Origin of the sequence: Enterobacter sp. SES19, assembly GCF_011765665.1 — a bacterium.
Classification (GTDB): domain Bacteria; phylum Pseudomonadota; class Gammaproteobacteria; order Enterobacterales; family Enterobacteriaceae; genus Enterobacter; species Enterobacter pseudoroggenkampii.
This window is the reverse complement of sequence record NZ_CP050320.1, coordinates 3,507,742-3,531,855: the sequence shown is the minus strand read 5'-3', so window position 1 is coordinate 3,531,855 and position 24,114 is coordinate 3,507,742. Positions and strand designations below refer to the sequence as shown.

Here is a 24,114-nt window from a genome sequence, read left to right as displayed (position 1 = left end):
TAGAATCCAGGTCATCTATTAAGGAGACCACCATGAAACACGACCATTTTGTTGTTCAAAGCCCTGACAAACCGGCTAAACAGTTACTGCTTCTGTTTCATGGTGTTGGCGATAATGCCGTCAATATGGGTCAGATTGGCAGCTGGTTTGCGCCCATTTTCCCCGAAGCGCTGATTGTCAGCATCGGTGGCGTTGAGCCATGCGGCCCGAACGGGCGCCAGTGGTTCTCGGTTCAGGGCGTGACGGAAGAGAACCGTCAGGCGCGCATCGATGCCATCATGCCGACCTTTATCGATATCGTCCGCTACTGGCAACAGCAGAGCGGCGTGGGTGCCGACGCGACCGCGTTGATTGGCTTCTCACAGGGGTCAATCATGTCGCTGGAAAGCGTTAAAGCGCAGCCGGGTCTGGTTTCACGGGTAATCGCGTTTAACGGCCGTTTTGCGACGTTACCGGCAAGCGCAACCACGCAGACCACGATCCACCTGATCCACGGCGGCGAAGACCGGGTGATTGAGCTCTCGCATGCGGTTGCTGCCCAGGAAGCGTTGATTCGCGAAGGTGGGGATGTGACGCTGGATATCGTTGACGATCTGGGCCACGCCATCGACGACCGCAGCATGCAGTTCGCGCTCGATCGTTTGCGCTATACCGTACCGAAGCACTACTTTGATGAAGCGCTCAGCGGCGGTAAGCCGGATAATGATGATATTGTTGAGTTTATGTGAGGTTATCCCCTCTCCACAGGAGAGGGGATACAGACCGATTACTTCTTCTGGTCTTTCTTCGGCCAGTCGTCGTCATCGTCCCACTTGTCGTTAAAATCACGGTGCGGGGGAAGGTCCGGTTTGTTGGCGAGAAATTTTTTATGGTCAACGCGCTTCAGGTCTTTAATCACGTTCAGCAATACGCCAACCAGAAAAACCAACACCAGAATCCACCAGTACTTTGAAAGCCAATCCATTCGCTATTCCTCTCAGAGCGTTCGTCAGGCGACGATTTGCTCCATAATACGTTGATACATACGGGCCAGCAGTTGCAAATCTGCCGCATTGACACACTCATTTATTTTATGAATGGTTGCGTTTACTGGCCCCAGTTCGACAACCTGGGCGCCCATACGGGCGATAAAGCGTCCGTCTGAAGTGCCACCCGTTGTCAGCAGCTGTGGCTTAATTTCATTATAGTGCTCGATGGCGTTCACCACCGCATCCACCAGCTTACCGCGCTGCGTCAGGAACGGCTGGCCGGAAAGCCACCACTCCACGGTGTAGCGCAGCTGATATTTTTCCAGCAGGGCGATAACGCGCGCCTTGATCATCTCATCGGTCAGTTCGGTGCTGAAGCGGAAGTTAAACTGGACGAAGTAATCACCCGGGATCACGTTGTTGCTGCCGGTCCCGGCCTTGACGTTCGCAATCTGCATGCTGGTTGGTGGGAAGAATTCGTTGCCTTTATCCCACTCGATGCCCACCAGTTCGTTCAGCATCGGCGCAGCGCGATGTACCGGGTTATCGGCCAGATGCGGATACGCAACGTGCCCCTGAACGCCGTGAATGGTCAGGTTACAGGTCAGCGAGCCACGGCGCCCGTTTTTGACGACATCACCCACCACTTCGGTACTGGACGGCTCACCGACCAGGCAGTAGTCCAGACGCTCGTTGCGCGCCATCAGCGCTTCAACGACCTTCACGGTACCGTTATGGGCGCTGGCTTCTTCGTCGGAGGTTATCAAAAACGCGAGACGGTTTTTGTGGTTCGGATGCTGCGCCACAAAGCGTTCTGCCGCCACGACCATCGCCGCCAGAGAGCCTTTCATGTCTGCCGCGCCGCGACCAAACAGCATGCCATCGCGAATGGTCGGCTCAAACGGCGGGTTAATCCAGCGATCCGCATCACCTGCGGGAACGACGTCAGTATGCCCGGCAAAGGCCAGCGTTTCACCCTGACCGCGCCACGCCCAGAAGTTCTGGGTATCGCCAAAATCCATGTGTTCAACGGTAAAACCGATGGCACGCAGGCGTTCAATCATAAGAGCCTGACAACCTGCGTCGTCCGGGCTAAGGGAAGGACGGCGAATAAGCTGCTGAGTCAGCTCAATGACCGGGCATGACATAAACTACACCTCAACGAAAAAAGTCGGAATAAAGGGTTTCACTGAAACCCAGCAGCATAGGCTGCCCTGGCGCGCAGAGCAATGGGCGTTTGATAATTGCCGGCATCTCGAGCATCAGTTTTGCCGCGCTGTCGGCATCTTTGATGCTGGCGCGCAGAGAGTCGTCCAGTTTACGCCAGGTGGTACCGCGGGTGTTCAGCAGGGCTTCCCAGCCCAGTTCGCGAATAGCGCTATGCAGAAATTCTGCATCGAGCCCATCGGCACGGTAATCGTGGAAGCGGTACTCCACGCTGTTTGCTTCCAGCCAGCGGCGGGCTTTTTTGATGGTGTCGCAATTTTTAATGCCGTACATCACAACCATGGTGAATCCTTTTGATGTTCTGATAATTAAATGTTCAGTAAATTCGAAGATATATCCTTAAGTGGAATATAACACATTCAGGAATCGTCTGGATTAATGTGTCTTCTTAATTCGACTCACAACTGTACGCTGAATATTCTTTCATCATTTAAGCATAGATGTCCATAAACTTTAAAAACCCAATAAAGTCAGCCAATAAAATAAAACTCACCCGTCCGTAGGGTTATTTCAAAATATTGCTGGCCGTCACAAAAAATTGAGGGCTCTCCGTTCATATTTATCATAAATCCCCGCAGGACGTGGGGTACAATCACAGCAATTGGTTAAATAGCCTTCACAATGATGGTACGTTTTTGTAGAATGCGCATAATAATAAGAGAGGTTGTTATGATTGAACGTGAACTGGGGAACTGGAAAGATTTTATCGAAGGCATGCTTCGTAAATGACATTCAGTAAGAATTGCAAGAGCACTAAAATAAGTAAAATAACCATAGTGTGAATTAATCACACAATAAAAAGGCGGCCGATAAAGCCGCCTTTTTTTATTTCAACCACTTACTCAGGACGTTCCTTCAGCGGGAAGCGGCGACGCACCAGCACAAAGAACAGCGGAACGAAGTAAATGGCCAGAATGGTGGCCGAAATCATGCCGCCCATCACCCCGGTCCCGACCGCATGCTGGCTGCTGGAGCCCGCGCCCGTGCTGGTTGCCATTGGCAGAACACCAAAGACAAACGCCAGCGACGTCATCAGGATCGGACGCAGGCGCTGACGGCAGGCGTGCAGCGTAGCGGCCATCAGCTCGTGGCCTTTGGCATTCATCTCGTTGGCAAACTCAACGATCAGAATGGCGTTTTTCGCCGACAGCCCAATGACGGTGAGCAGGCCCACCTGGAAGTAGACATCGTTCTCCAGGCCGCGCATCCAGGTCGCCAGCAGCGCACCGATAACCCCAAGGGGCACCACCAGCATGACCGAAAACGGGACCGACCAGCTCTCATACAGTGCGGCAAGGCAGAGGAAGACCACCAGCAGCGAAAGCGCATAAAGCGCAGGGGCCTGCGCCCCGGAGAGACGCTCCTGGTAAGACATGGCCGTCCACTCGAGACCAAAACCGGCGGGCAGCTGCTGCACCAGTTTTTCCATGGTGTCCATGGCAGTACCGGTACTGACGCCCGGCGCGGCTTCCCCGACGATTTCAACCGCAGAATAGCCGTTATAGCGCTCCAGGCGCGGCGAGCCGCTCTCCCAGTGCGAATTAGCAAAGGCGGAGAACGGCACCATGCCGCCAGCATTATTTCTGACAAACCAGCGGTTTATATCGTCCGGCAGCATGCGGAACGGCGCGGCGGACTGGACATACACTTTTTTCACGCGTCCGCGGTCCATAAAGTCATTCACATAGCTCGAGCCCCACGCCGTCTGCAGGGTGTCATTGATATCGTTGATCGAGACGCCCAGCGCCTGCGCCTTACGCTGATCGATATCCACCTGGAGCTGCGGACTATCATCAAGGCCGTTATGGCGAACGCGGGTCAGGCCCGGATCGTTGCCCGCCAGCGCTAGCAGCTTATCGCGTGCCGCCATCAGCGCCGTGTGGCCCGCCCCGGCGTGATCCTGCAGCTCCATATCGAAACCGGCAGAACTGCCCAGCCCGCTTATCGCCGGCGGACTGCTGGCAAAGACGCGCGCCTCTTTGATGTGCGCAAAGGCTTTGGTCGCACGTTCAATGATGGCAAATGACGTTCCCGTTCTGGTATCGCGCTCGTCCCAGTCCTTCAGGCGGACGAACATGCGGGCGACGTTCTGCCCGTTCCCGCCCGGACCGGAGCCGACGGTAGAGAAGACCGACACCACGTTATCTTTCTCTTTGGTGAAGAAGTATTGTTCCACTTTCTGGACCACTTTCAGCGTCTGCTGCTGCGTTGCGCCGCTCGGAAGCTGCACCGAGGTGGTGAACATCCCCCGGTCTTCCATCGGCAGGAACGAGGTGGGCAGGTGCAGGAACAGCCAGACCATGCCGCCCAGCAGCACAACGTAAATCATCATCCAGCGAAGGCTGCGGTGCAGTACGCGACCGACGGCAGATTCATACCGGGCGGCGTTGCGGTTGAACATCCGGTTAAACCAGCCGAAGAAGCCTTTCTGACCGTGATGCTCCCCTTTGTGCAGCGGTTTCAGAATGGTGGCGCACAGCGCGGGGGTGAGGATCAGCGCCACCAGCACGGAGAGCACCATCGCCGAGACGATGGTTATCGAGAACTGACGGTAAATCGCCCCGGTGGTGCCGCCAAAGAAGGCCATCGGGATAAAGACGGCCGACAGCACCATCGCAATACCGACCAGCGCCCCCTGAATTTGCCCCATGGATTTGCGCGTCGCCTGGCGCGGAGTGAGTCCTTCTTCGCTCATGATGCGCTCGACGTTTTCAACCACCACGATGGCATCATCCACCAGAAGGCCAATCGCCAGCACCATGGCAAACATCGTCAGGGTATTAATGCTGTACCCGAACGCGTACAGCACCGCAAAGGTCCCCAGCAGCACCACCGGGACGGCAATGGTGGGGATCAGCGTCGCGCGGAAGTTTTGCAGGAACAGGTACATGACCAGGAACACCAGCGCGATGGCTTCCAGCAGGGTCTTCACCACGTCCTCAATCGACGCTTTAACGAAGGAGGTGGTTTCATAGGCGACTTTATACTCCAGCCCGTGCGGGAAATACTGCGACAGCTCGTCCAGACGATCTAACACCAGTTTCGCCGTCGCCATTTCGTTCGCGCCGGAGGCCAGTTTAATTCCCAGACCGGAGGCCTGATTGCCGTTAAAGCGGCTCAGGTAGTCGTATTTCTCCGCCCCCATTTCCACCGTGGCGACATCGCCCAGACGCACTTCCGACCCGTCCTGATTCACGCGCAGGGTGATGTTGCGGAACTGGTCCGGCGTCTGCAGCAGAGATTGCGAATTGATAGTGGCGTTCAGGGCTTGCTTATCAACGGAAGGCGTTCCCCCCAGTTGCCCCACGGCAATCTGGGCGTTCTGGGCTTTAATGGCATCCGTCACGTCGGTTGCCGTCATCTGGTAGCTGTTCAGCTTGTTGGGATCGAGCCAGATACGCATCGAGTATTGTGAGCCGTAGGCGTCGATATCTCCGACGCCGTTAATCCGGCTGATAGGATCCTGAATATTACTGGCGACGTAGTCAGCGATGTCCTGTTTATCCATCGAGCCATCTGTCGAGACAAAGGCGATAGTCAATATGTTGGTATCACCGGTTTTACGCACGGTCACGCCCTGGTTCTGCACCGCCTGGGGCAGCTTGCGCATGGCCGACTGCAGCTGGTTTTGGACCTGCTGCACCGCTTCGTCCGGGTCGGTGCCCGCCTTAAAGCTCAGGGTGACCGTCGCCTGACCCGTGGCGCTGCTTTGCGAGGACATGTACATCAGGTTATCCAGACCCGTCATGTTCTGCTCGATAACCTGCGTCACGGTATTTTCCAGCGTTTGCGCGGACGCGCCGGGGTAGTTGGCGGTGACGCGCACGTTAGGCGGTGCCAGGTCGGGGTATTGCTCAACGGGAAGTGAAGTAATCGCCAGGACACCTGTCAGACACAACAGGATGGCAAGCACCCAGGCAAAAATGGGGCGATCGATGAAGAAATTCGCCATGAAAGTGTGACCTCGTTTTGCTGCACGTCATTATTGTTTATTGCCCGCATAACTTTAGCGGTAAGGGGCAGGTCAAACGTGGAGAAATAAAGGAGATAATGTAAATTATCATGCGCTTTTCCCTGCGCTTGCCCCTTTACCGTTATTTACCTGTTAACGGCGTGGGCACCGGGAACGTCACGCTGACCAGCGTGCCGCCGTTTTGCGGCTGTGAAAAGTGTAGTGTTCCCCCAAGCCGTTGCGCGCGTTCACGCATAATGTTCAGCCCGTAGTGTCCCGGCGGCTCGCTGGCCTCGCCAATTCCGATCCCGTTGTCACGAATGCTGACGCAGTGCGTACCGTCCGCTGCCGTCACGCAGTTCACCGCGATTTCGCTGGCCTGCGCGTGCTTAATGGCGTTCAGCACGGCCTCACGCACGATCTGTAAAAGATGCACCTGCTTTTGCGCGTCCAGCGCCAGCGAGGAGAGGCGACAGTCGAGATGCAGCTTAGCCTGCGTCTGGCTCTGCAGGACGTCGAGGGACTCCTGCAGCGCCGCGGGTAAATTCGCGTGGTTCAGCGTCAGGCGGAAGGTAGTGAGCAGTTCGCGCAGCTGCTGCCAGGCGTTGTTCAGCTCGCGGGAGAAGTCGGAGATGATGGTCTGCGCCGGAGTATTTTCCTCCGGCACGGCGCGTTTGAGCAGCGCAAGCTGAATGCGCAGATACGACAGCACCTGCGCCAGCGAATCGTGCAGCTCGCGGGCGATGGTGGCGCGCTCTTCCATCAGCAGCAGCTGCTGGTAATGTTTTTGCGCCTGGTTAAAGTACAGCCCGCGCCCGAGCATGGTCGCCACGCTTCTCATCAGCGGAAGGGGGACGCTGTCCGTTTCGCTTTGCCAGCGCAGCTCGCCGTAAAGGGTGTCCTGCATCAGTACCGGCAGGTTTTGTAGAGGGATCCCCCTGGACTCCTTCCCTTCACACAGCCGCCAGTCGTCGCTGGTGCGCAGCTCCAGATAATTCATCTGCGTATAGTCATGGACAATCTGCAGGATATGCCGGAAACAGTGGCTGTCTATCTGGCCGGTATTCAGCGCCTGCGAGCACTTGAACAGCATGTCGAGCTGCTGGTGGGCTTCGTGCAGGTGCCGCGTTTTTTCCGCGACCGAAGCCTCAAGCGAACGGTAGAGCGTATCTAATTCGGCGGACATGTGGTTGAAGGCGCGGGAGAGCTGGCCCAGCTCATTCGGCAGGGCGGAATCCGGCGCCGGAGTTGCAAATTCCCCGCGCTCAACCCGTTCGCTGGCCGCCACCAGATTGTTAAGCGGCAGCACCACCTGGCGACGGATGCGTCGCAGGGTAAACAGCGTCAGCAGCAGGATCCCGAGAGCGCCTGCCAGGGAAAGCAGGGTCACCGTCTGAATTTTATGTTCGGTGTAGTGCTGAAGGGCGAGCACAAAGGCATCAATGCGGCCGACAAAATCCTCAATATGGGTTTGATACCACGCGCTGTCGCCGCGGGCGATGTGCGCATTCATCTCCTGCCAGGCCGCGTGCAGCTGCTGGTAGCGCGCTTTAACATTGTCCGGGACGTACCAGCGGTCCAGCTTCTGCAGGGCAGGCGCGCTCAGCGTCTGTTGCCAGCTCTCGCGATGTGCAGCAAGGGAAGGGCTGTTGCGCTGCATCTCGTAGCCCAGACGATAGCTCTGCATGCGCAGCGAGCCGGCGATATTAATGGCTTCGGCATCACGCTGGCTGCTGGCCAGCGTCAGCAGCGCGACGGTGCTGGTCAGCACGGATAAGGCAATGATCGAAAAGAAAGCCCAGGCAAGGCTTCCGGAAACGGGTCGTTTAACGGTCACAGAACGGCTCTCTGAATAAAATTGATCTGCCACAGGTTCACTGGAAATAATTGGGCATTCCGGGCATTTGAACATTGCCCGATCGCGCCGTGATGCGTAAATACCATACTCTTATAAAGAGAAAGGTTATTGAACCAAAAACAGGTGTGGTTATGAATCGTTTTATTATGGCTAACAGCCAGCAGTGCATTGGGTGTCGCGCCTGCGAAGTGGCCTGCGTGATGGCGCACAACGATGAGCAGCATGTCCTGAGCGAGCGCCATTTTCATCCCCGTATTACGGTCCTGAGATCCGGTGAGAAGAGCAGCCCCGTGACCTGTCATCATTGTGAAAATGCACCCTGCGCGCAAAGCTGCCCGAACGGTGCCATCAGCAAATGCGATGACAGCGTACAGGTGAATCAACAAAAATGCATCGGCTGTAAGGCCTGCGTGGTGGCCTGCCCGTTTGGCACGATGGAGATTATCGTCACCCCGCTCGACAACGGCAGCGTGAAGGCCTCGGCGAATAAATGCGATCTCTGTCTGACGCGGCCACAGGGCCCGGCCTGTATCGAAAATTGCCCGGCAGATGTCCTCTCACTGGCGACGCCTGCTGTCCTTGATAATCTGGCGAAATCGCGCCGACAGCGCACGGCCTGCCTGGAGGCGCAGCCCTGGCATGCTGAGGCCGTCGGAGAAGATGCTCCGCGCACCAAACTGCAGCAGATGCAGGGGACGGCGCCACGCGGCGAGCCCGATAAACTGGCTGCCGCCGAGCGCGTAAGCCATTTTAACGAAATTTACCTGCCGTTCCGGGACGGGCAGGCCGCCCGCGAGGCGTCGCGCTGCCTGAAATGCGGAGAGCACAGCATTTGCGAATGGACCTGCCCGCTGCATAACCACATCCCACAGTGGATTGAGCGCCTCAACGCGGGAGATATCGCCGGTGCGGTCGAGCTTTCTCATCAGACCAACTGTTTACCTGAAATTACCGGCCGCGTCTGCCCGCAGGACCGATTATGCGAAGGGGCCTGCACAATACGTGAAGAGGCGGGATCCGTGACCATCGGTAACATCGAGCGCTATATCTCCGATCGGGCGCTGGCGATGGGCTGGCGGCCGGATATGTCCGCCGTCACGCCGACAGATAAACGTGTCGCGATTGTCGGCGCGGGGCCTGCCGGGCTGGCGTGCGCCGACGTGCTGGCGCGTCGCGGCGTGAGCGTGACGGTCTATGACCGGCATCCGGAAATCGGTGGATTGCTGACCTTTGGCATCCCGGCATTCAAGCTGGACAAATCGCTGCTCGCGCGGCGCAGAGAGATATTTACTGCGATGGGGATCCGCTTCGAGCTGAACTGCGAGGTGGGTCAGGACGTGTCGATGTCGCAGTTAAAGCACGATTACGACGCCCTGTTTATTGGCGTGGGAACCTATCGTTCGATGAAGGCGGGTATCCCGCATGAAGACGCGCCAGGGGTCTATGACGCGCTGCCTTTCCTGGTGGGCAACACGCGGCATGTTATGGGGCTGGAGGCGACGGCCAGCGAACCGTTCATCGACACCCATGGCTTAAACGTGGTGGTGCTTGGCGGGGGCGATACCGCCATGGACTGCGTCCGCACCGCGTTACGCCACGGTGCGGCGAAGGTGACCTGCGCCTATCGTCGGGATGAGGCCAACATGCCGGGCTCGAAGAAAGAGGTGAAGAACGCCAGAGAAGAGGGCGCGGCGTTTGAATTTAACGTCCAGCCGGTTGAGCTGACGCTGGATCCGAACGGTAGAGTCAACGGTATCCGGATGCTGCGTACCGAACTCGGAGAGCCGGATGCGCAGGGACGGCGGCGACCGGTTCCCGTGGCGGGCAGTGAGTTCGTGATGGCCGCGGATGCAGTCATCATGGCGTTTGGTTTTAACCCGCACGCGATGCCGTGGCTGCAGGCGCAGGGTGTCGAAACGGATGACTGGGGGCGGATCGTAGCCTCCGTCGAGAGCCGTTACCGTTACCAGACGACTAACCCGCAGATCTTCGCCGGGGGCGATGCGGTACGCGGCGCGGATCTGGTGGTGACCGCCATGGCGGAAGGGCGTCATGCGGCGCAAGGGATACTCGACTGGCTTGGGGTTAACGCGCCAAAACATCATTAAACCGGCGGGCGACAAAGCGGGATTCACGGCGTAGTATAGGACGACTCATTGTGTCGTGGAGCCAGTATGACCCTGAAAATTGACGTTATCAAAGACAAAATTCTCTCTGAAAACTACTTTGTCCTGCGTAACATCACCTATGATCTTACACGTAACAACGGTGAAGTGATCCGCCACAAACGCGAGGTCTACGACCGTGGCAATGGAGCAACTATTCTGCTCTATAACCGTGAAAAGCGGAGCGTGGTGCTGATCCGCCAGTTCAGGGTGGCGACATGGGTCAATGGCAACCCTGACGGACGTCTGATTGAAACCTGCGCGGGCCTGCTCGATGATGATGAACCGGAAGTCTGCATCCGCAAAGAGGCCGTTGAAGAAACCGGCTTCGAAGTGGGCGAGGTCAAAAAGGTCTTCGAGCTGTTTATGTCGCCCGGCGGCGTGACGGAAATCGTCCATTTCTTCATCGCGGAATACAGCGACGCGCAGCGCACTCACCGGGGCGGTGGCGTCGAGGATGAAGATATCGAAGTGCTGGAGCTTCCTTTTGCCCGAGCGCTGGAGATGGTGCGAACAGGGGAAATCAGGGACGGTAAGGCGGTGATATTACTGCAGTATTTACAGACTACCGGGCTGATGAATACCCCTTTCGAACGGATATAGCCTGTTTTTCGGGTATATCTGATAAATCCGATTGAGCAACCCCGGCGGGAACGCGAAGATACTGCCCAGTTATGCGTTTTCGTTCCGGGATTGTGTCATTCATGCGCTACAGCGTCTTTTTATTTTCCCTGTTTTGGGTGCTCCTCGCGCCGCAGGTGCGGGCTGCACCCGCGCAGCAAGCCTTTTCTGACTGGCAGGTGACCTGCAATAACCAGAACTTTTGCCTTGCCCGCAACACGGGCGAACATCGTGGTCTGGTCATGACGCTCACCCGAAGCGCCGGGGCGAAAACGGATGCCACGCTGCGTATCGATCTCGGCGGTCTTGATACTCCCTCCGTTAAAGAGCCTGAGATTGCTCCCCGCCTGCTGCTGGATAACGTTCCTCTGAAGCTCGACAAACAGCGCTGGCAGCTCACGCCCTGGCATCTGAAAACGGACGATGCGGCCACCATCACCGCCTTTCTGAAAAACATCCAGGAAGGGAAGTCCCTGACCCTGCGCGGCGGTAAGCAGGTCATTTCACTGAGCGGTCTGAAAGCCGCGCTGCTGTTCATTGATGCGCAGCAAAAGCGCGTCGGCAGCGAAACCGCGTGGATCAAGAAAGGTGACGATCCGCCGTTAAGCGTTCCGCCTGCACCCGCCTTAAAAAAGGTGGCGGTCGTCAACCCGACCCCGACGCCACTCTCCCACGCCGAACTGAACGACCTGCTGGACTATGGTACCGGACGGATGAACAGCAGCCAGTGCTCGCTGGATCCTAACCGCCGGGAAGTGCGCGTGACCGCGTTAACCGATGACAAAGCGCTGCTGATCGTCAGCTGCGAGGCGGGGGCCTATAACACGGTTGATCTGGCGTGGCTGGTATCACGTAAAAAACCGTTCACCGCCCGCAGCGTCAGGCTGCGTCTGCCGTTTACGCCGTCAAGCGACGGCAGTGAGATGGAGTTGATGAACGCCAGCTTCGATGAGAAGACGCGCGAGCTGACAACGCTCGCGCTGGGACGCGGTATGGGCGATTGCGGGATCCAGACGCGCTGGCGTTTTGACGGCCAGCGTTTCCGCCTGGTGCGCTACGCCGAGGAGCCCAGCTGCGACAACTGGAATGGGCCAGATGCCTGGCCCACGCTGTGGATCACGCGGTAGCTTTTCTGCCGGGTAAGCGCCAGCGCCACCCGGCAAAGCAGACCCTACCCCCGTTACTGTTTACGGAAAAAGTCGTTATACAGCATGTAAAGATGCGCCGCGCTCCATGAGAAGTTAGGCGCGCCCTGCTGCGCGCCGGTCAGCGGGTTGTAGTTTTCCTGAATCGGGCCGTCGGACGTTAATCCCTTCGCGTGCTTAAAGAAGTTTTCTGCCAGCGTTTGAGCCTGCTCCCGGTAGCCATAGCGTTCCATCCCTTTCAGCCCAAACCAGAACTGGTCGACCCACACCCGGCCACGCCAGTAGATATCCGGACCAAATGCCGGGTTGGTTAGCGCGGCAGTCCCGAGCGGCACATACGTGTTGAACTCTTTCGGATCCAGCATCACCTTCACCACGGCATCCGCATGCGCCTGCGTTGCCGCACCGTTAAACAGCGGCGACCAGCCTTCCGGTCCTTTACCGCGCTCGACGATAGGCTTGCCCGCACAGCCGTTCGCCAGCGGTTTATCCTCGATACGGATGTCATAGTAAAAACCGCTCTTCGCGTCGAACATGCAGGTATTGATGTAGGTCGCGAGCTTATCCGCCAGCTGGCGGTAGCGGCTGGCCTCCTGCTCTTTACCCAGCAGGCTCGCCATCTGCGCCAGATAGTGATTGTCGCTGTACATGTAGCTCGCCTGGTCGACGGACTCCTGCAGCAGCGAATAGCCCAGCAGCTTGCCCTCGTTATCGCGATTTTCAGCAAACTTCACCGTCCAGTCGCTGCGCTTGCCGCCGTTTTCGACGTAGTTATCCAGCTGGGCTTTATCGATAAAACCGAATACGGCGGCGTCATCGCGGCCTGATTCCCACGAGGCCGCAACCTGGGCCGGGATCTCCAGACTGTCGTAATGGCCCTTGTCGATCACCCGGGCATAGTTGTTCAGGCCGGAAAGCGATTCCTCTTTATCGCCTTTTTTGACCGTAAAGAGCATCTCCCCGCTGGCGGTGTTATGGGCTTTGTCACGCGTCGCGCCGTACTCCGGCACGCCGTTGCCGTTATGGTCGCGGTTGCGCAGCCACCAGTCGTGGTAGGCCACCAGTTTAGGGTACATTTCTGCCAGCCAGGCTTTATCCTGCGTGGTGTTATATACCTCCATCACCGACCACGCTGCCAGGCTCGGTTTAGTATTGCGCTCATTCCAGTTGCCGCCGTCGCCGCCGCGTTCCGGGCTCAGGTTCCAGGCGATGAGATCCGGCACAAAGCCGGCATCCTGCGGGCGTACCGGATCGTCGGGTTTGATTTGCCAGGAGAAGACCGCGCGAATGTTCTCTTTGGCGATATCCGGGTTGAAATGCGACATGGCAAACGCCTGTTTCCAGGTATCCCAGGGCCAGGTCTGGTTGCCGGAGAACCACCGTCCGGTGACGGATGGCGTCACCGTGTTATAGCGTACCGCGCCGCCCGGCGAGCGCCAGTTGCCGTTCAGCGTCTCGATGGCCTTCACCGCCACGCGGGTTTGCTCTGGCGTGGCGTTAGGGTTAGTTAACCCTTTCTGCAAATAGCCCTCCCAGCGCTGCTCCGAGGCCGTCATATAAGCGGCCGGGCGCGCCAGAATATCGCGGATCTGCACCTGCTCGCGCTTCACCTCATCGGCATTCAGCAGATGGGAGTAGGTGGTATACAGCGTGGTGCTGCCGGTAATGTGTGCCCGGCTGGTAAAGCGATGCCCGTCGACGGTGGTCTCGACGGGGAGGGATTTATGCACCTGATATTCGGAACTGCCGGAGGTCAGAAGATCCCAGGTGGAGCGCACTTTGCCAAAGGTCACTTTCAGGCCGTCACGGGTGGGGACCAGCCTGCGCTGGTAATCCGGATACGCGCCGTCGATGGTCTTATCCGACAGCGGTTTGCCCTCTTTGGCCTCCAGCTTTTCCAGCAGTTCGCCGTCCCACACCAGTTCCAGCGGTGCCTTGCTGGTGATGCGGGTCTCCAGCAGCGAGGTGCGCGCGGTGGCAAAGCGCAGCGTCATCACGATCTGCACATCTTTCGCGATCAGCTTTTGCACCAGCGCGCCGGGAAGGCTGTAAGCCTCAAGGGTAAAATCGATTTTTTTGCCGTTCTGATACACATTCAGGCGATCGAAATTGGTCGCCATAAAGTTAATGTACTCTTCGGTGAGCAGTGCTACGCCGGGAAATCCTCCCTGGGTCTGCGGCCCGTTCGGCAGCAAATGACCATGCCAGGCACCCAAATCGAAAAAGGGATTAAACCGCTGGTGGTCGTCAGCGTCGAAATCGTGCATGTATTCCGGCGCACCGGTACGGTTGATGACGTTTTTAAAATCAGCAGGAGCGGTGGCGTGAGCCGAAAAGCTGAGCGCCAGCGCGCAGGCCAGCGGTGTAAGGCTGAGTTTCATATCGGAAGATCCTTTTACCAGTAGACGTATTGCATCAGGAAGACCTGGTCGCTCGGGTCGCCGGAGGCATTTTTCATGTAAAAGCGGCTGTCGGCTGCGGTGGCAAAGCGTCCATCGCCGTACTCATACCAGATACCGAACTGCATAAACGAGGTCGTTTCATCGGCGGCATTGTCCGGGCGATGCTTTGCGTAGCTGTAAGCGGTGGAGAGATAGACGCCTTTTAACGCTTCAACCATGGCGCTGACCATATAGCCGGTTTCAGTCCCGGAGACGTCCTTGCCGCTGGCGCGTCCGGTGTGATGCCAGGCGCGCGCTGCAAGGTTGGGCGACAGAATGCCGGTCAGAAACAGTTGTCCCGTGCCGTCGGTGACCTCAAGTCCGTTCATCCAGGTGACATCTTTGACGATGTCATACTGGATATAGCCGTTCGCCATCGCCGGATAGGTATACTTATCGTCATAGCGATCGTATTTACCAAAATGCAGCCAGGCTTTGCTCTCGTCATGGTGCCCCGCAGGCGTGGCGGTGACGCTGTAGCGCAGGTTCCCGGAGAGGTTTTGTACCTTGAGCGCGTACATAATGTCGCGAGTGTTGGGGATCACGTAGCCCAGATCGGGCGTGAAATCTCCCCACCACTGCAGGTCATCAAGGGAGGAGTCCTGACGCAGGCTGAGCATGATCTCGGTGTTGCCGTCGGTTTTGTAGCCGCCGTAAAAGCGGTTAAGCCCACCTTCGAATCCGCCCCAGCTGTGGTCGGGCACCCAGGCGTTCCCCTGATGGTCAGCCTGTACGGTCCAGCCCTCGCCGTAAATCAGGCCGAACCAGTGCCCGTATTTCATTTCCAGACCGCTCTCAATGTAGGTGCCGTCACTGTATTTATGTTTATTCTGACCTTCTAAATCCATATATCCGCCAACCCCCAGCTCGCCATAAAAACGAAACGACGGAGAGGTAATTTCCGGGGTTCGGGTATCGTCATGTTCAGCGGGTCGGGCTTCTTCTGCGGCAAATGCCGGGCAGCAGAAAGAGAGGGCAGCGAGTGCCCCAATTGTTTTCTCTTTAATTTTCATGCACTCATCCCAGTGAAAAATATCCATGCCTTCAGCGTTAGTGAAGATTTGAGGCAGGTGACGCTTCTGTTTGTTGTTGTTCTTTTGATAATCCCTTGACGTATTTGCTGTATTTCCACCAGGCAAATCCGAGGAATAACACAATGCCACCGACGTTATAGAAAATAATCGTCAGAATATTGGCACCGGTGGGGAAAGTTGAGGCCACAAAGCCGATGGCAAAAATCACAATCAGCATCGACACCACCACCATGCCCGTGGTGCGTGAGCCCATTTTGAAGTCGCGCGGGAGATGATCGAGCTTACGGCGCAGGTTCAGGTAGGCCAGCATGATGAACAGCGGCGGTAACATTGACGCGGCCGCGGTCATGTTGATGACGGTATTCATCAGCTCCTGCGCGGTGTTCGACCCCATGGTTGGGATAATCATGAGCGGAATGACGATCAGATACTGGATCCACGCCGCCCGCGCCGGTACGCCGTTCTCGTTCAGCGCCACGGTTTTTGGCCCAAAGATGCCGCTTGGGATCTCAGAGAAGAAGATTTTGACCGGGGTTGCCGTCCACATCAGCAGGGAGCCGAACATCGCGGTAAAGGAGACCAGGCCGACGAAGCGGTTCATCAGCACTTCCGGCAGGCCAAACCATACCGCCAGGCCGTGGAACACCTGTACCGAACCACCGGTGAATTTCAGCTCTTTGCTGCTGATAAAGACGTTAATCAGCACCGAGGAGATGGAGTAGAGCACGCCGATGAAAATCCCCGCCAGAATGATCACCCTGACGAAGGATTTTGACCCGCCCTTCACGTCGTTAACGTATACCGCAACGGACTCTGCGCCCCCGGCGGCCATAAATATCCAGGTGGTGATGCCGAGGAAGGCCCAGTTGAAGTTGGGGATCATCGCGTCAACGGTAATCGGGTCGGCTGGCTGCACGCCGCCCACCAGCGCCGCGCCGGCCAGAAGAATATAGGAGAGGGTCAACAGCAGCATGAGCGTTGAGGTCACCGACGTGATCGGCCCCAGCATCTTCGCCCCGTTGGTGGAGACCCAGGTCGAGAAGGCGAACAGCACCATGCTCAGTACCGTGGTGGCAAACGGCGTAAGAATGTACTCATAGCCCAAAAAGGCGTAAGAGGCGTAGGCGATGACGCGCGGTAATAACGAGGTGAAGAAAAACAGGTTCACGAACCAGTAGGTGTAGGCGGTAATAAACGCCCAGCGCCCGCCCAGCGAGCTTTTCACCCAGGCGTACACGCCCGCTTCGGAGTTTTTATTCAGGGAGACAAACTCCGCGATGATTAAGCAGAAAGGAATAAAGTAGAACAGGGTGGCTAAAAAGAACATCGGCGCGGAGGCCAGCCCCAGCTCGATGTTGTTATTAATCACGTTGTTAAAACTGAATACGGCGGCAAACGTCAGCGACAGCAGGCCGAATTTGCCGATGGTATTACGCTTGGTAGTTTCAGACATAACCTATCTCCGGGTACGAGGAGGATAGCGGTGCTTCATTGGCACCGCTGGATTTTTTATTTGTTATGGAAATAACCGTCTTCGATGGTCACATAGAGGACGACTTTTTTGGCTGGCGTTTCGCTGATAAAGCGATACGCCTCGTGGTTTTCACATATCACGATCTGTCCCTCCCGCACCTGTTCGGTATGGCCCACGCCTTTCAGGTATTCGCGGTCGGTTTCATCCCGGTAGCACTCCACAAGCTGAAGGGCGTCTTTTGCGGCGTACTCAATTTTCTGCGCGCCCTGCAGGTAGTAATGGACCTCGAAATAGCGGCGATGGCCGACGAACAGCGCGTCGGTGCTGGCATCATGGGTCACGCGGTAGGCCAGAGAGTCGCCAATCGAGTGGGCAACGCCGGGCTGGATGTGGTCGATGTTATTAATGGCCTCTGTGCAGCGCTGCCATTTGCGGCCCGTGCGATAACGCTGCTGGAACTGTTCCAGGCTGTCGAGAACGATCATTTTTCTGCCTCGCTATGCGAATTCATGGAGAAGAAACCGCTGCCGAACCGATGGCGCGCCAGCGTCTGCGCGGCGGTGTGTCCGCCTTCCAGCGGGAGCAGGGTGAAGCCGTAGCGGAACGGCCGGAACCAGACGCGCCAGGTATCCAGCACTTCGCTTCCCCAGGAGTTAGAGCCTAAGCCCAGTACCTGATGGTCGAGATTGAGGGTGATGTCCTCGCTGCGACGCAGTTCGTTGCAGTGCTGCGCGGCGTGGATGTTCTCTGCCGTGTAGTGCCAGGCGCTGAAATGGATGGGCTGCTCAGGCACCACCAGCAGGCCGCTGCCGTGACGGCTGGCGAGCGTTGCCCAGCGCACCTGCTGACGGTTGCCGTTGTTCTGCGGGAACGGGTAGTTTTCGAACATTTCGTCCACCGTGGTGTGCCACAGGTCTATGGTGCTGGCCTGCTGGCTGTCCGGGTAGTTCTCTCCAGGGCCGCGTCCGTAGTAGCTTACCTGGTCGAATTCGCCGTTGATGCCGAGGGTAAAGCCGATGCACGGGATAATGTGCGTATAATCACCGTAGCGTTCACCGCTCAGCTCAACGTTAATTTGCCCGTCGGCGGCAATGCGCCAGCGATAGGTGCAGCGCATACCAAAATCAAACACCGGCGGGGCAATCAGCGTGCGGGTGGTAATGACGATCGCATCGTCCTGCTGCTCGACCTCAAAACCGCGCAGGTGCTCCTGCATAATCTGCAGATGGTTGGGTTGCCACAGCCCCTCATACTCCTGCTTGTGGTTATCAATCATCGGTTTGAAAAAGTTAATCTTTGGTTCACGGGTGATGTTTTCCTCACCGTTAACCAGCCAGGAGCAGAGTTTCCCCGTCACTTTTGAGAAGCGTGCGCGGAAGTTATGCCCGATCACGGTACAGTTCAGACGGTCTTCTGCCAGCCGCAGCGGTGTGGCGTTAGCGTTACTAAACGGCGTGGCGTGAGCCGTGCACGCTTTTAGCGGGAACTGATACACCGCAATCTCGTGCCCCGCTTCGCTGTAGCGCGTGCGGCTGTTTTTGCTGATGCGCACGGTCAGGAACGCTTCGCGCTCGTCGAGTTCGGGCAGGTTCAGGCTCACGCTGCGGGTGCTGTTGGGGGCCAGCCCGGAAATTGTCAGCGGCTGGCTGTGCAGGGTTTCACCTTCGGCACGCACCTCAACGAGCAGGGTGTAATCATCCAGGCTGGTGAACCAGAAGCGGTTTTCAACGTGCAGCTCGCCGTTCTGCCAGCGAAGTTTGACCGGGGCAATCACCTGCTTATATTCACGCAGGCCCGGACCCGGCGTTTGATCGGAGTAGATCAGTCCGTCGAGGCAGAAGTTGTAGTTATTCGGGTAGTCACCAAAGTCGCCGCCGTAGGCGTAATACGTATTGCCGCTGGCATCTGCCGCCTGAATACCGTGGTCGCACCACTCCCAGACGTAGTGGCCCTGAATACAGTCGTGGCGATCGAAGACGTTTTGATATTCCGTCAACCCGCCCGGGCCGTTGCCCATCGCGTGGGCGTATTCGCAGATAACGCGCGGTTTGGCGTGGGGATACTCGCCGAACAGGTTCATCAGCGGCACGCGGGTGTACATGGTGGAGATGATATCCACCACCTCGGCGTCGCGATCTTCTTCGTAATGCAGCAGGCGCGTGTCATCCAGCGCCTTTGCCGCCCGGGCCATGGCGCGGATATTACAGCCGTAGCCGGACTCGTTTCCAAGCGACCAGATGATGATGGAAGGGTGGTTTTTCTGGGCGTGAATATGGCGCTCGATGCGCTCAACGTAGACATGTTCCCACACCGGATCGTCCGTGATGCGGCTCAGGTCGCCGACGTTGGCAAAGCCGTGGGATTCCACATCCGTCTCCGCCATGACGAACAGGCCGTAGAGGTCGCACAGCTCGTAGAAGCGCGGATCGTTGGGGTAGTGGGCGGTGCGCACCGAGTTGATATTGTGCTGCTTCATCAGGATCAGGTCGCGCTCGACGCGATCCATGCCCACGGCGCGGCCTTTCTGGTGATCGTTGTCGTGACGGTTTACGCCGTGCAGCTTCAGGTAGCGGTTGTTCACGTAGAACAGGCCGTCTCGCACCTTGATGTCGCGGAACCCAATGCGCTGAGGGATAACCTCCAGCGTCTGTCCGTGTTCATCTTTGAGCGTTACGACCAGATGGTAGAGGTAGGGCGATTCCGCAGACCACTGCTGAGGCTGTTTGACCTCAATGCTAAAGGCGGTTTCCGCGCTGCGGGTCACGGTCAGGCTGTCGGTAGTGCCCTGATGGATCGCTGCTTCGCCATCATACAGGGCATACTCCAGCGACACGGCGGATGCGTGCGGGGCCAGGTTTTCCAGCTCAAGCTGACAGAAAAGGGTGGCGTCTTTCCATGCCTCGTCGAAGGTGGTTTTGATCGTGAGGTCGCGCACGTGAGTGGGATTTTTGCCGATCAGATAGACGTCGCGGAAAATGCCGGCCGTCCACCACATGTCCTGATCCTCAATGTAGGTCGAATCCGCCCACTGCAGCACCCGCACGCACAGCAGGTTTTGCCCGCCGTGCACCGCGTGGCTGATATCAAACTCGGCGGTCAGCCGGCTGCCCTTGCTAAAGCCAATGTAGTGACCATTCACGTAGACTTCGAAATACGTTTCGACGCCGTCAAACTTGATGAGGGTCTGCTTCCCCTGCCAGCCGTCCGATAGCGTGAAGTGGCGCTGATACGCCCCGGTCGGATTGTCTGTAGGCACCCACGGCACGTCGACCGGGAAGGGGAAGCCTTCGTCGGTGTACTGCAGCTGGCCGTGCCCTTCCATCTGCCACATGGCGGGTACGGTAATGTCGCCCCAGTCGGCCATATACTCAGAGGTAAAGTTTTCCGGTACCAGAAGGGGGTGGGTGAAAAAGCGAAAGTTCCACTTACCGCTCAGAGACAGAAAGTGGCTGCTGGCCTCGCGGGCAAAGGTGCGAGCCTGCGCGACGGTGTCGTATGAGAAGAAGTACGCTCGCGGCGGAAGCCGGTTCTCATGCGTGAGTTGAATATTTTCCCAGCGATTCATGCGATCTCCCTGTAGGGGGTAAACATCATTGCTGGAGATTTTAGTAAATATTTTACTAAATAAAATCAGTAAAATTGATTTGCTTTAACTCGATCACGAAATAAAAAAATGCCGGGCATGCCCGGCAGTGTGTTAAACGAGGGGAATTAGCGGGTGGTGCCGCGCAGTTTCAGCACGCTCGGCACGAAAACCTGAAGCGGCAGCGTCCGGCCATCGCGGGCTTTTTCCAGCAGCAGGTTAACCCCCTGGCTGCCCATCATTTCCGAGTGGATGCGTACGGTAGAGAGCGGCGGGAAGGTGAAGCGGGCGGTCGGGATATCGTTCACGCTGATGAGCGAAATGTCCTCCGGGATCGCCAGCCCTTTTTCATGGATAGCGCGCAAGACGCCGATGGCTATCGAATCAGAGGCCACAAACAGGGCGGTAGGCCAGCTTGTCTGAGCCAGCATGGTTTTTGCCAGTTCGTATCCGGATGAGCTGGAAAAACCGCCGCGCCAGATATCCTGTTCTGACACCACCCCTTTCAGGCGACCATACTCGACAAAAGCGGCTTCGCGGATATCGGCTTTGCCGGGCTCATCTTCCCCACCGATAAAGCCAATGCGCTTAACGCCCTGATCAATGAAGAAATCAACGATCTGCTTGCTGATGCGCGAGAGGTCAATATCGACGGAATCGAACGCGCTGCCGGGCTCGTGAAAATCGATAAAGCAGACGTTGTCCGTCAGGGCCATTGCGCTACGGCGAGTTGCTGAAGAAGGTTTGCCCACAATCAGTACGCCGGTAAGTTTTTTACTCTCTGGCAGGGTGGCATTGGCGTAACAGTTGCTCAGCTCGACGCCCAGTTTTTCACACTGTGTCTCAATACCGTGGCGGATGGCAAGGTAGTAAGGGTCGTTAATCTCCAGCTCTTGCTGGTAGCTGTAGAGCGCCAGAATGTGCTGCTGACCCACCGCGGCAGACTGCATTTTGCGGGACGTTGTGCTTTTGTATTCCAGCTTTTCCGCAATCTCCAGAATGCGGTGCTTGGTCTCTTCTTTTACGTTCAACGTTGGGTCATCGTTTAAAACCCGGGATACCGTCGCCAGCGAAACGCCAGCCTCCGTCGCGATGTCTTTGAGCGTAGCCATGTTTGTCCTTATTCCCCCACGTGATGACCCATTGTAAAGGATGAATCAGGACATGCATCCGTTTTTACTAAATATCCTGCCCATTGCTTCCGGCAAATAGCGTGCTAGTATTTAGTAAAACTTTACCAAGGAGAGAGCATGGACACGATAGCTTACGATGACTTTGCAAAGCTGGAGATCCGCGTGGGGACGATTGTGGACGTTAAGCGCCACGCCAACGCAGACAAACTCTATATCGCGCAGATTGATGTGGGCGGAAAAACGCTGCAAACCGTCACCAGCCTGGTGCCGTATTACCGGGAAGAAGAGCTTATGGGAAAAACGGTGGTGGTGCTGTGTAATCTGGCGAAAGCGAAGATGCGCGGCGAAACGTCTGAATGCATGCTGCTCTGCGCGGAAACCGATGACGCCAGCGAAAGCGTGTTGTTAACGCCGGAGCGGGCGATGGCGGCGGGTGTCCGGGTGGTATAAAAAAAGGGTGGCAAAGCCACCCGATTTTCCAGGCCGGGTAAGCGACAGCGCCACCCGGCAACGCAGACCGCACTACAGCACGCTCAGCGCCTTCTCCACCACGTTCTCAACCGTAAAGCCGAAGTACGGGAACAGCTTATCGGCAGGGGCGGACTCACCGTAGCCCCGCATGCCCACAATCGCCCCTTTGAGCCCGACATACTTGTACCAGTAGTCGGCGATACCGGCCTCCACCGCCACGCGCGCCGCGACGTTAGAGGGCAGCACCGACTCCCGGTACGCCTCGTCCTGAGCGTCAAAAATATCCGTAGAAGGCAGGGATACCACGCGAACCGCATGGCCTTCGGCAGTCAGTTTTTCCGCCGCTTTCACCGTGATTTCCACCTCGGAACCGGTCGCAATCAGGATCACGTCCGGCTTGCCGCCGCTGTCTTTCAGGATGTAGCCGCCGCGGGCGATGTTTTTCACCTGTTCCGGCGTACGCTCAATCTGCGCCAGATTCTGGCGTGACAGAATTAATGCCGTTGGGCCGTTATGGCGTTCTACCGCCAGCTTCCAGCCCACTGCCGCTTCGACCTGATCGCACGGACGCCAGGTGCTGAAGTTTGGCGTCAGGCGCAGGCTAGCCAGCTGTTCAACCGCCTGGTGGGTGGGACCGTCTTCTCCCAGACCGATGGAGTCGTGGGTATAGACCATAATCTGCCGCGCCTTCATCAGCGCCGCCATGCGCGCCGCGTTACGGGCGTACTCGACGAACATCAGGAAAGTGGCGGTGTACGGCACAAACCCACCGTGATGGGCGATGCCGTTGGCGATCGCGGTCATCCCGAACTCGCGCACGCCGTAGTGGATATAGTTCCCGGCAATATCCTCTTTCAGCGATTTCGAGCCGGACCAGATCGTCAGGTTGCTTGGCGCCAGGTCCGCCGAGCCGCCGAGCAGTTCGGGCAGAATAGGGCCGATTGCGTTCAGGGTATTTTGCGACGCCTTACGGGTGGCGATTTTCGCCGGGTTGGACTGCAGGTTTTCAATCAGCGCCTGGGTTTTATCGTCCCAGTCTTCCGGCAGACCGCCGCTCATGCGGCGGGAGAACTCGGTGGCCAGCTCCGGGTGCGCTTTTTTATAAGCGGCAAATTTCTCGTTCCAGGCGTGCTGGGCCTTCTCGCCGTCTTCACGGGCATCCCAGGCTCTATAGATCTCTTTTGGGATCTCAAACGGCGGGTATTTCCAGCCCAGCTTCTGCCGGGTCAGCGCCACTTCCTCCTCGCCCAGCGCCGCACCGTGCGCCTCCTCTTTGCCCGCCTTGTTCGGCGAGCCGAAGCCGATGACCGTGCGGCAGATAATCAGGGACGGTTTGTCCTTCACGCTCTGCGCTTCCTGAATCGCTTTTTTCACCGCCTCAGGGTCGTGACCGTCAATCTCATGCACCACGTGCCAGTGGTAGGCCTCGAAGCGTTTTGCCGTGTCGTCGGTAAACCAGCCCTCGGTCTCCCCGTCGATGGAGATGCCGTTGTGATCGTAGAACCCGATCAGCTTGCCGAGCCCCAGCGTGCCTGCCAGCGAGCAGACCTCGTGGGAGATCCCCTCCATCAGGCAGCCGTCACCCATAAACACGTAGGTGTAGTGATCGACAATCTCGTGGTCCGGCTGGTTAAACTGCGCCGCCAGCGTACGTTCGGCAATCGCCAGCCCAACCGCATTGGCCAGCCCCTGACCGAGCGGCCCGGTGGTGGTCTCCACGCCCGGCGTATAGCCAATCTCCGGGTGCCCCGGCGTTTTGGAGTGCAGCTGGCGGAAGTTTTTCAGCTCCTCAAGCGGCAGATCGTAGCCGGAAAGGTGCAGCAGGCTGTAGAGCAGCATTGAGGCGTGACCGTTGGAGAGAATAAAGCGGTCGCGATCGTACCAGGTGGGGTCATTCGGGTTGTGCTTCAGGAAGTCATTCCACAGCACTTCGGCAATATCGGCCATGCCCATCGGTGCGCCGGGGTGGCCGGAATTGGCTTTCTGCACGGCATCCATGCTGAGGGCGCGAATGGCATTGGCGAGCTCTTTACGGGACATAG

18 protein-coding genes are annotated in these 24,114 nt (G+C 57.4%); 6 read left to right on the top strand and 12 right to left on the bottom strand.

Features of this window, described 5'->3' with window-relative positions:
- Positions 1-32: 32 nt before the first annotated feature.
- Positions 33-728, top strand: coding sequence for an esterase (gene ypfH, locus GXP72_RS16770; protein ID WP_208763147.1), 696 nt, complete (start codon positions 33-35; stop codon positions 726-728).
- 38 nt (positions 729-766) lie between these two features.
- Here the strand turns inward: ypfH and GXP72_RS16765 are convergent, their stop codons facing one another.
- From GXP72_RS16765 to GXP72_RS16755, 3 genes are read right to left on the bottom strand one after another with little or no spacing between them, the layout of a single operon-like run.
- Complete coding sequence (locus tag GXP72_RS16765; RefSeq protein WP_014171111.1) at positions 767-964, bottom strand: YpfN family protein; 198 nt, start codon at positions 962-964, stop codon at positions 767-769.
- A gap of 24 nt (positions 965-988) precedes the next feature.
- Complete coding sequence (gene dapE, locus GXP72_RS16760) at positions 989-2,116, bottom strand: succinyl-diaminopimelate desuccinylase (RefSeq protein WP_208763146.1); 1,128 nt, start codon at positions 2,114-2,116, stop codon at positions 989-991.
- Positions 2,117-2,126: 10 nt separating this feature from the next.
- A complete protein-coding gene (locus GXP72_RS16755) occupies positions 2,127-2,477 on the bottom strand; it encodes an ArsC family reductase (protein ID WP_024907571.1) in 351 nt (116 codons plus the stop codon).
- Positions 2,478-2,864: 387 nt separating this feature from the next.
- On the opposite strand from GXP72_RS16755, the gene ypfM reads away from it, so the two are divergent.
- Complete coding sequence (gene ypfM / locus GXP72_RS16750) at positions 2,865-2,924, top strand: protein YpfM (RefSeq protein ID WP_015572204.1); 60 nt, start codon at positions 2,865-2,867, stop codon at positions 2,922-2,924.
- Positions 2,925-3,033: 109 nt separating this feature from the next.
- On the opposite strand, the gene acrD is transcribed toward ypfM, so the two are convergent.
- Both acrD and narQ read right to left on the bottom strand, forming a co-directional pair.
- Entirely contained in the window at positions 3,034-6,147 is a 3,114-nt protein-coding gene (gene acrD / locus GXP72_RS16745; RefSeq protein ID WP_024907572.1) for a multidrug efflux RND transporter permease AcrD, read from the bottom strand.
- 142 nt (positions 6,148-6,289) lie between these two features.
- Positions 6,290-7,984, bottom strand: a complete 1,695-nt coding sequence (narQ, locus tag GXP72_RS16740) for a nitrate/nitrite two-component system sensor histidine kinase NarQ (protein WP_208763145.1) — start codon at positions 7,982-7,984, stop codon at positions 6,290-6,292.
- 152 nt (positions 7,985-8,136) lie between these two features.
- Between narQ and aegA the strand changes: the two genes are divergently transcribed.
- The 3 genes from aegA (at position 8,137) to GXP72_RS16725 (ending at position 11,918) form a co-directional block, all read left to right on the top strand.
- Positions 8,137-10,113 carry a formate-dependent uric acid utilization protein AegA gene (aegA, locus tag GXP72_RS16735; protein WP_208763144.1) on the top strand — a complete coding sequence of 659 codons (1,977 nt, stop codon included), beginning with the start codon at positions 8,137-8,139 and terminating at the stop codon, positions 10,111-10,113.
- Between the two features lie 66 nt (positions 10,114-10,179).
- Positions 10,180-10,773: a GDP-mannose pyrophosphatase NudK gene (gene nudK / locus GXP72_RS16730; RefSeq protein WP_032646762.1), complete on the top strand. Its 594-nt coding sequence runs from the start codon at positions 10,180-10,182 to the stop codon at positions 10,771-10,773.
- 101 nt (positions 10,774-10,874) lie between these two features.
- Positions 10,875-11,918: a DUF1176 domain-containing protein gene (locus tag GXP72_RS16725; protein WP_208763926.1), complete on the top strand. Its 1,044-nt coding sequence runs from the start codon at positions 10,875-10,877 to the stop codon at positions 11,916-11,918.
- 53 nt (positions 11,919-11,971) lie between these two features.
- Here the strand turns inward: GXP72_RS16725 and ygjK are convergent, their stop codons facing one another.
- The 6 genes from ygjK to ebgR form a co-directional block, all read right to left on the bottom strand.
- On the bottom strand, positions 11,972-14,317 hold the full coding sequence (gene ygjK / locus GXP72_RS16720) for an alpha-glucosidase (RefSeq protein WP_208763143.1): 2,346 nt from the start codon (positions 14,315-14,317) through the stop codon (positions 11,972-11,974).
- A 14-nt stretch (positions 14,318-14,331) separates the two neighbouring features.
- Positions 14,332-15,390 carry a protein YgjJ gene (gene ygjJ, locus GXP72_RS16715; RefSeq protein ID WP_024907578.1) on the bottom strand — a complete coding sequence of 353 codons (1,059 nt, stop codon included), beginning with the start codon at positions 15,388-15,390 and terminating at the stop codon, positions 14,332-14,334.
- Between the two features lie 37 nt (positions 15,391-15,427).
- Positions 15,428-16,864: an amino acid permease gene (locus GXP72_RS16710; protein WP_024907579.1), complete on the bottom strand. Its 1,437-nt coding sequence runs from the start codon at positions 16,862-16,864 to the stop codon at positions 15,428-15,430.
- Between the two features lie 56 nt (positions 16,865-16,920).
- Positions 16,921-17,370 carry a beta-galactosidase subunit beta gene (locus tag GXP72_RS16705; protein WP_032646754.1) on the bottom strand — a complete coding sequence of 150 codons (450 nt, stop codon included), beginning with the start codon at positions 17,368-17,370 and terminating at the stop codon, positions 16,921-16,923.
- On the bottom strand, positions 17,367-20,450 hold the full coding sequence (gene ebgA, locus GXP72_RS16700) for a beta-galactosidase subunit alpha (RefSeq protein ID WP_208763142.1): 3,084 nt from the start codon (positions 20,448-20,450) through the stop codon (positions 17,367-17,369). The genes GXP72_RS16705 and ebgA overlap by 4 nt, the downstream gene beginning before the upstream one ends.
- Positions 20,451-20,596: 146 nt before the next feature.
- Positions 20,597-21,580 (bottom strand): transcriptional regulator EbgR, encoded by a 984-nt coding sequence (ebgR, locus tag GXP72_RS16695; protein WP_032646748.1) that lies wholly within the window; start codon positions 21,578-21,580, stop codon positions 20,597-20,599.
- A gap of 138 nt (positions 21,581-21,718) precedes the next feature.
- On the opposite strand from ebgR, the gene GXP72_RS16690 reads away from it, so the two are divergent.
- Positions 21,719-22,051: a tRNA-binding protein gene (locus tag GXP72_RS16690; RefSeq protein ID WP_024907583.1), complete on the top strand. Its 333-nt coding sequence runs from the start codon at positions 21,719-21,721 to the stop codon at positions 22,049-22,051.
- 72 nt (positions 22,052-22,123) lie between these two features.
- Here GXP72_RS16690 and tkt read toward each other — a convergent pair whose 3' ends face one another.
- Complete coding sequence (tkt, locus tag GXP72_RS16685; protein WP_208763141.1) at positions 22,124-24,112, bottom strand: transketolase; 1,989 nt, start codon at positions 24,110-24,112, stop codon at positions 22,124-22,126.
- Positions 24,113-24,114 lie beyond the last annotated feature (2 nt).

Excerpts from the sequence above, each read along its gene's own strand:
- ypfH (WP_208763147.1), top strand. The coding sequence starts at position 33 with ATGAAACACGACCATTTTGTTGTTCAAAGCCCTGACAAACCGGCTAAA.
- GXP72_RS16765 (WP_014171111.1), bottom strand. The coding sequence starts at position 964 with ATGGATTGGCTTTCAAAGTACTGGTGGATTCTGGTGTTGGTTTTTCTG.
- dapE (WP_208763146.1), bottom strand. The coding sequence starts at position 2,116 with ATGTCATGCCCGGTCATTGAGCTGACTCAGCAGCTTATTCGCCGTCCT.
- GXP72_RS16755 (WP_024907571.1), bottom strand. The coding sequence starts at position 2,477 with ATGGTTGTGATGTACGGCATTAAAAATTGCGACACCATCAAAAAAGCC.
- acrD (WP_024907572.1), bottom strand. The coding sequence starts at position 6,147 with ATGGCGAATTTCTTCATCGATCGCCCCATTTTTGCCTGGGTGCTTGCC.
- aegA (WP_208763144.1), top strand. The coding sequence starts at position 8,137 with ATGAATCGTTTTATTATGGCTAACAGCCAGCAGTGCATTGGGTGTCGC.
- nudK (WP_032646762.1), top strand. The coding sequence starts at position 10,180 with ATGACCCTGAAAATTGACGTTATCAAAGACAAAATTCTCTCTGAAAAC.
- GXP72_RS16725 (WP_208763926.1), top strand. The coding sequence starts at position 10,875 with ATGCGCTACAGCGTCTTTTTATTTTCCCTGTTTTGGGTGCTCCTCGCG.
- ygjK (WP_208763143.1), bottom strand. The coding sequence starts at position 14,317 with ATGAAACTCAGCCTTACACCGCTGGCCTGCGCGCTGGCGCTCAGCTTT.
- ygjJ (WP_024907578.1), bottom strand. The coding sequence starts at position 15,390 with ATGAAAATTAAAGAGAAAACAATTGGGGCACTCGCTGCCCTCTCTTTC.
- GXP72_RS16710 (WP_024907579.1), bottom strand. The coding sequence starts at position 16,864 with ATGTCTGAAACTACCAAGCGTAATACCATCGGCAAATTCGGCCTGCTG.
- GXP72_RS16705 (WP_032646754.1), bottom strand. The coding sequence starts at position 17,370 with ATGATCGTTCTCGACAGCCTGGAACAGTTCCAGCAGCGTTATCGCACG.
- ebgA (WP_208763142.1), bottom strand. The coding sequence starts at position 20,450 with ATGAATCGCTGGGAAAATATTCAACTCACGCATGAGAACCGGCTTCCG.
- ebgR (WP_032646748.1), bottom strand. The coding sequence starts at position 21,580 with ATGGCTACGCTCAAAGACATCGCGACGGAGGCTGGCGTTTCGCTGGCG.
- GXP72_RS16690 (WP_024907583.1), top strand. The coding sequence starts at position 21,719 with ATGGACACGATAGCTTACGATGACTTTGCAAAGCTGGAGATCCGCGTG.
- tkt (WP_208763141.1), bottom strand. The coding sequence starts at position 24,112 with ATGTCCCGTAAAGAGCTCGCCAATGCCATTCGCGCCCTCAGCATGGAT.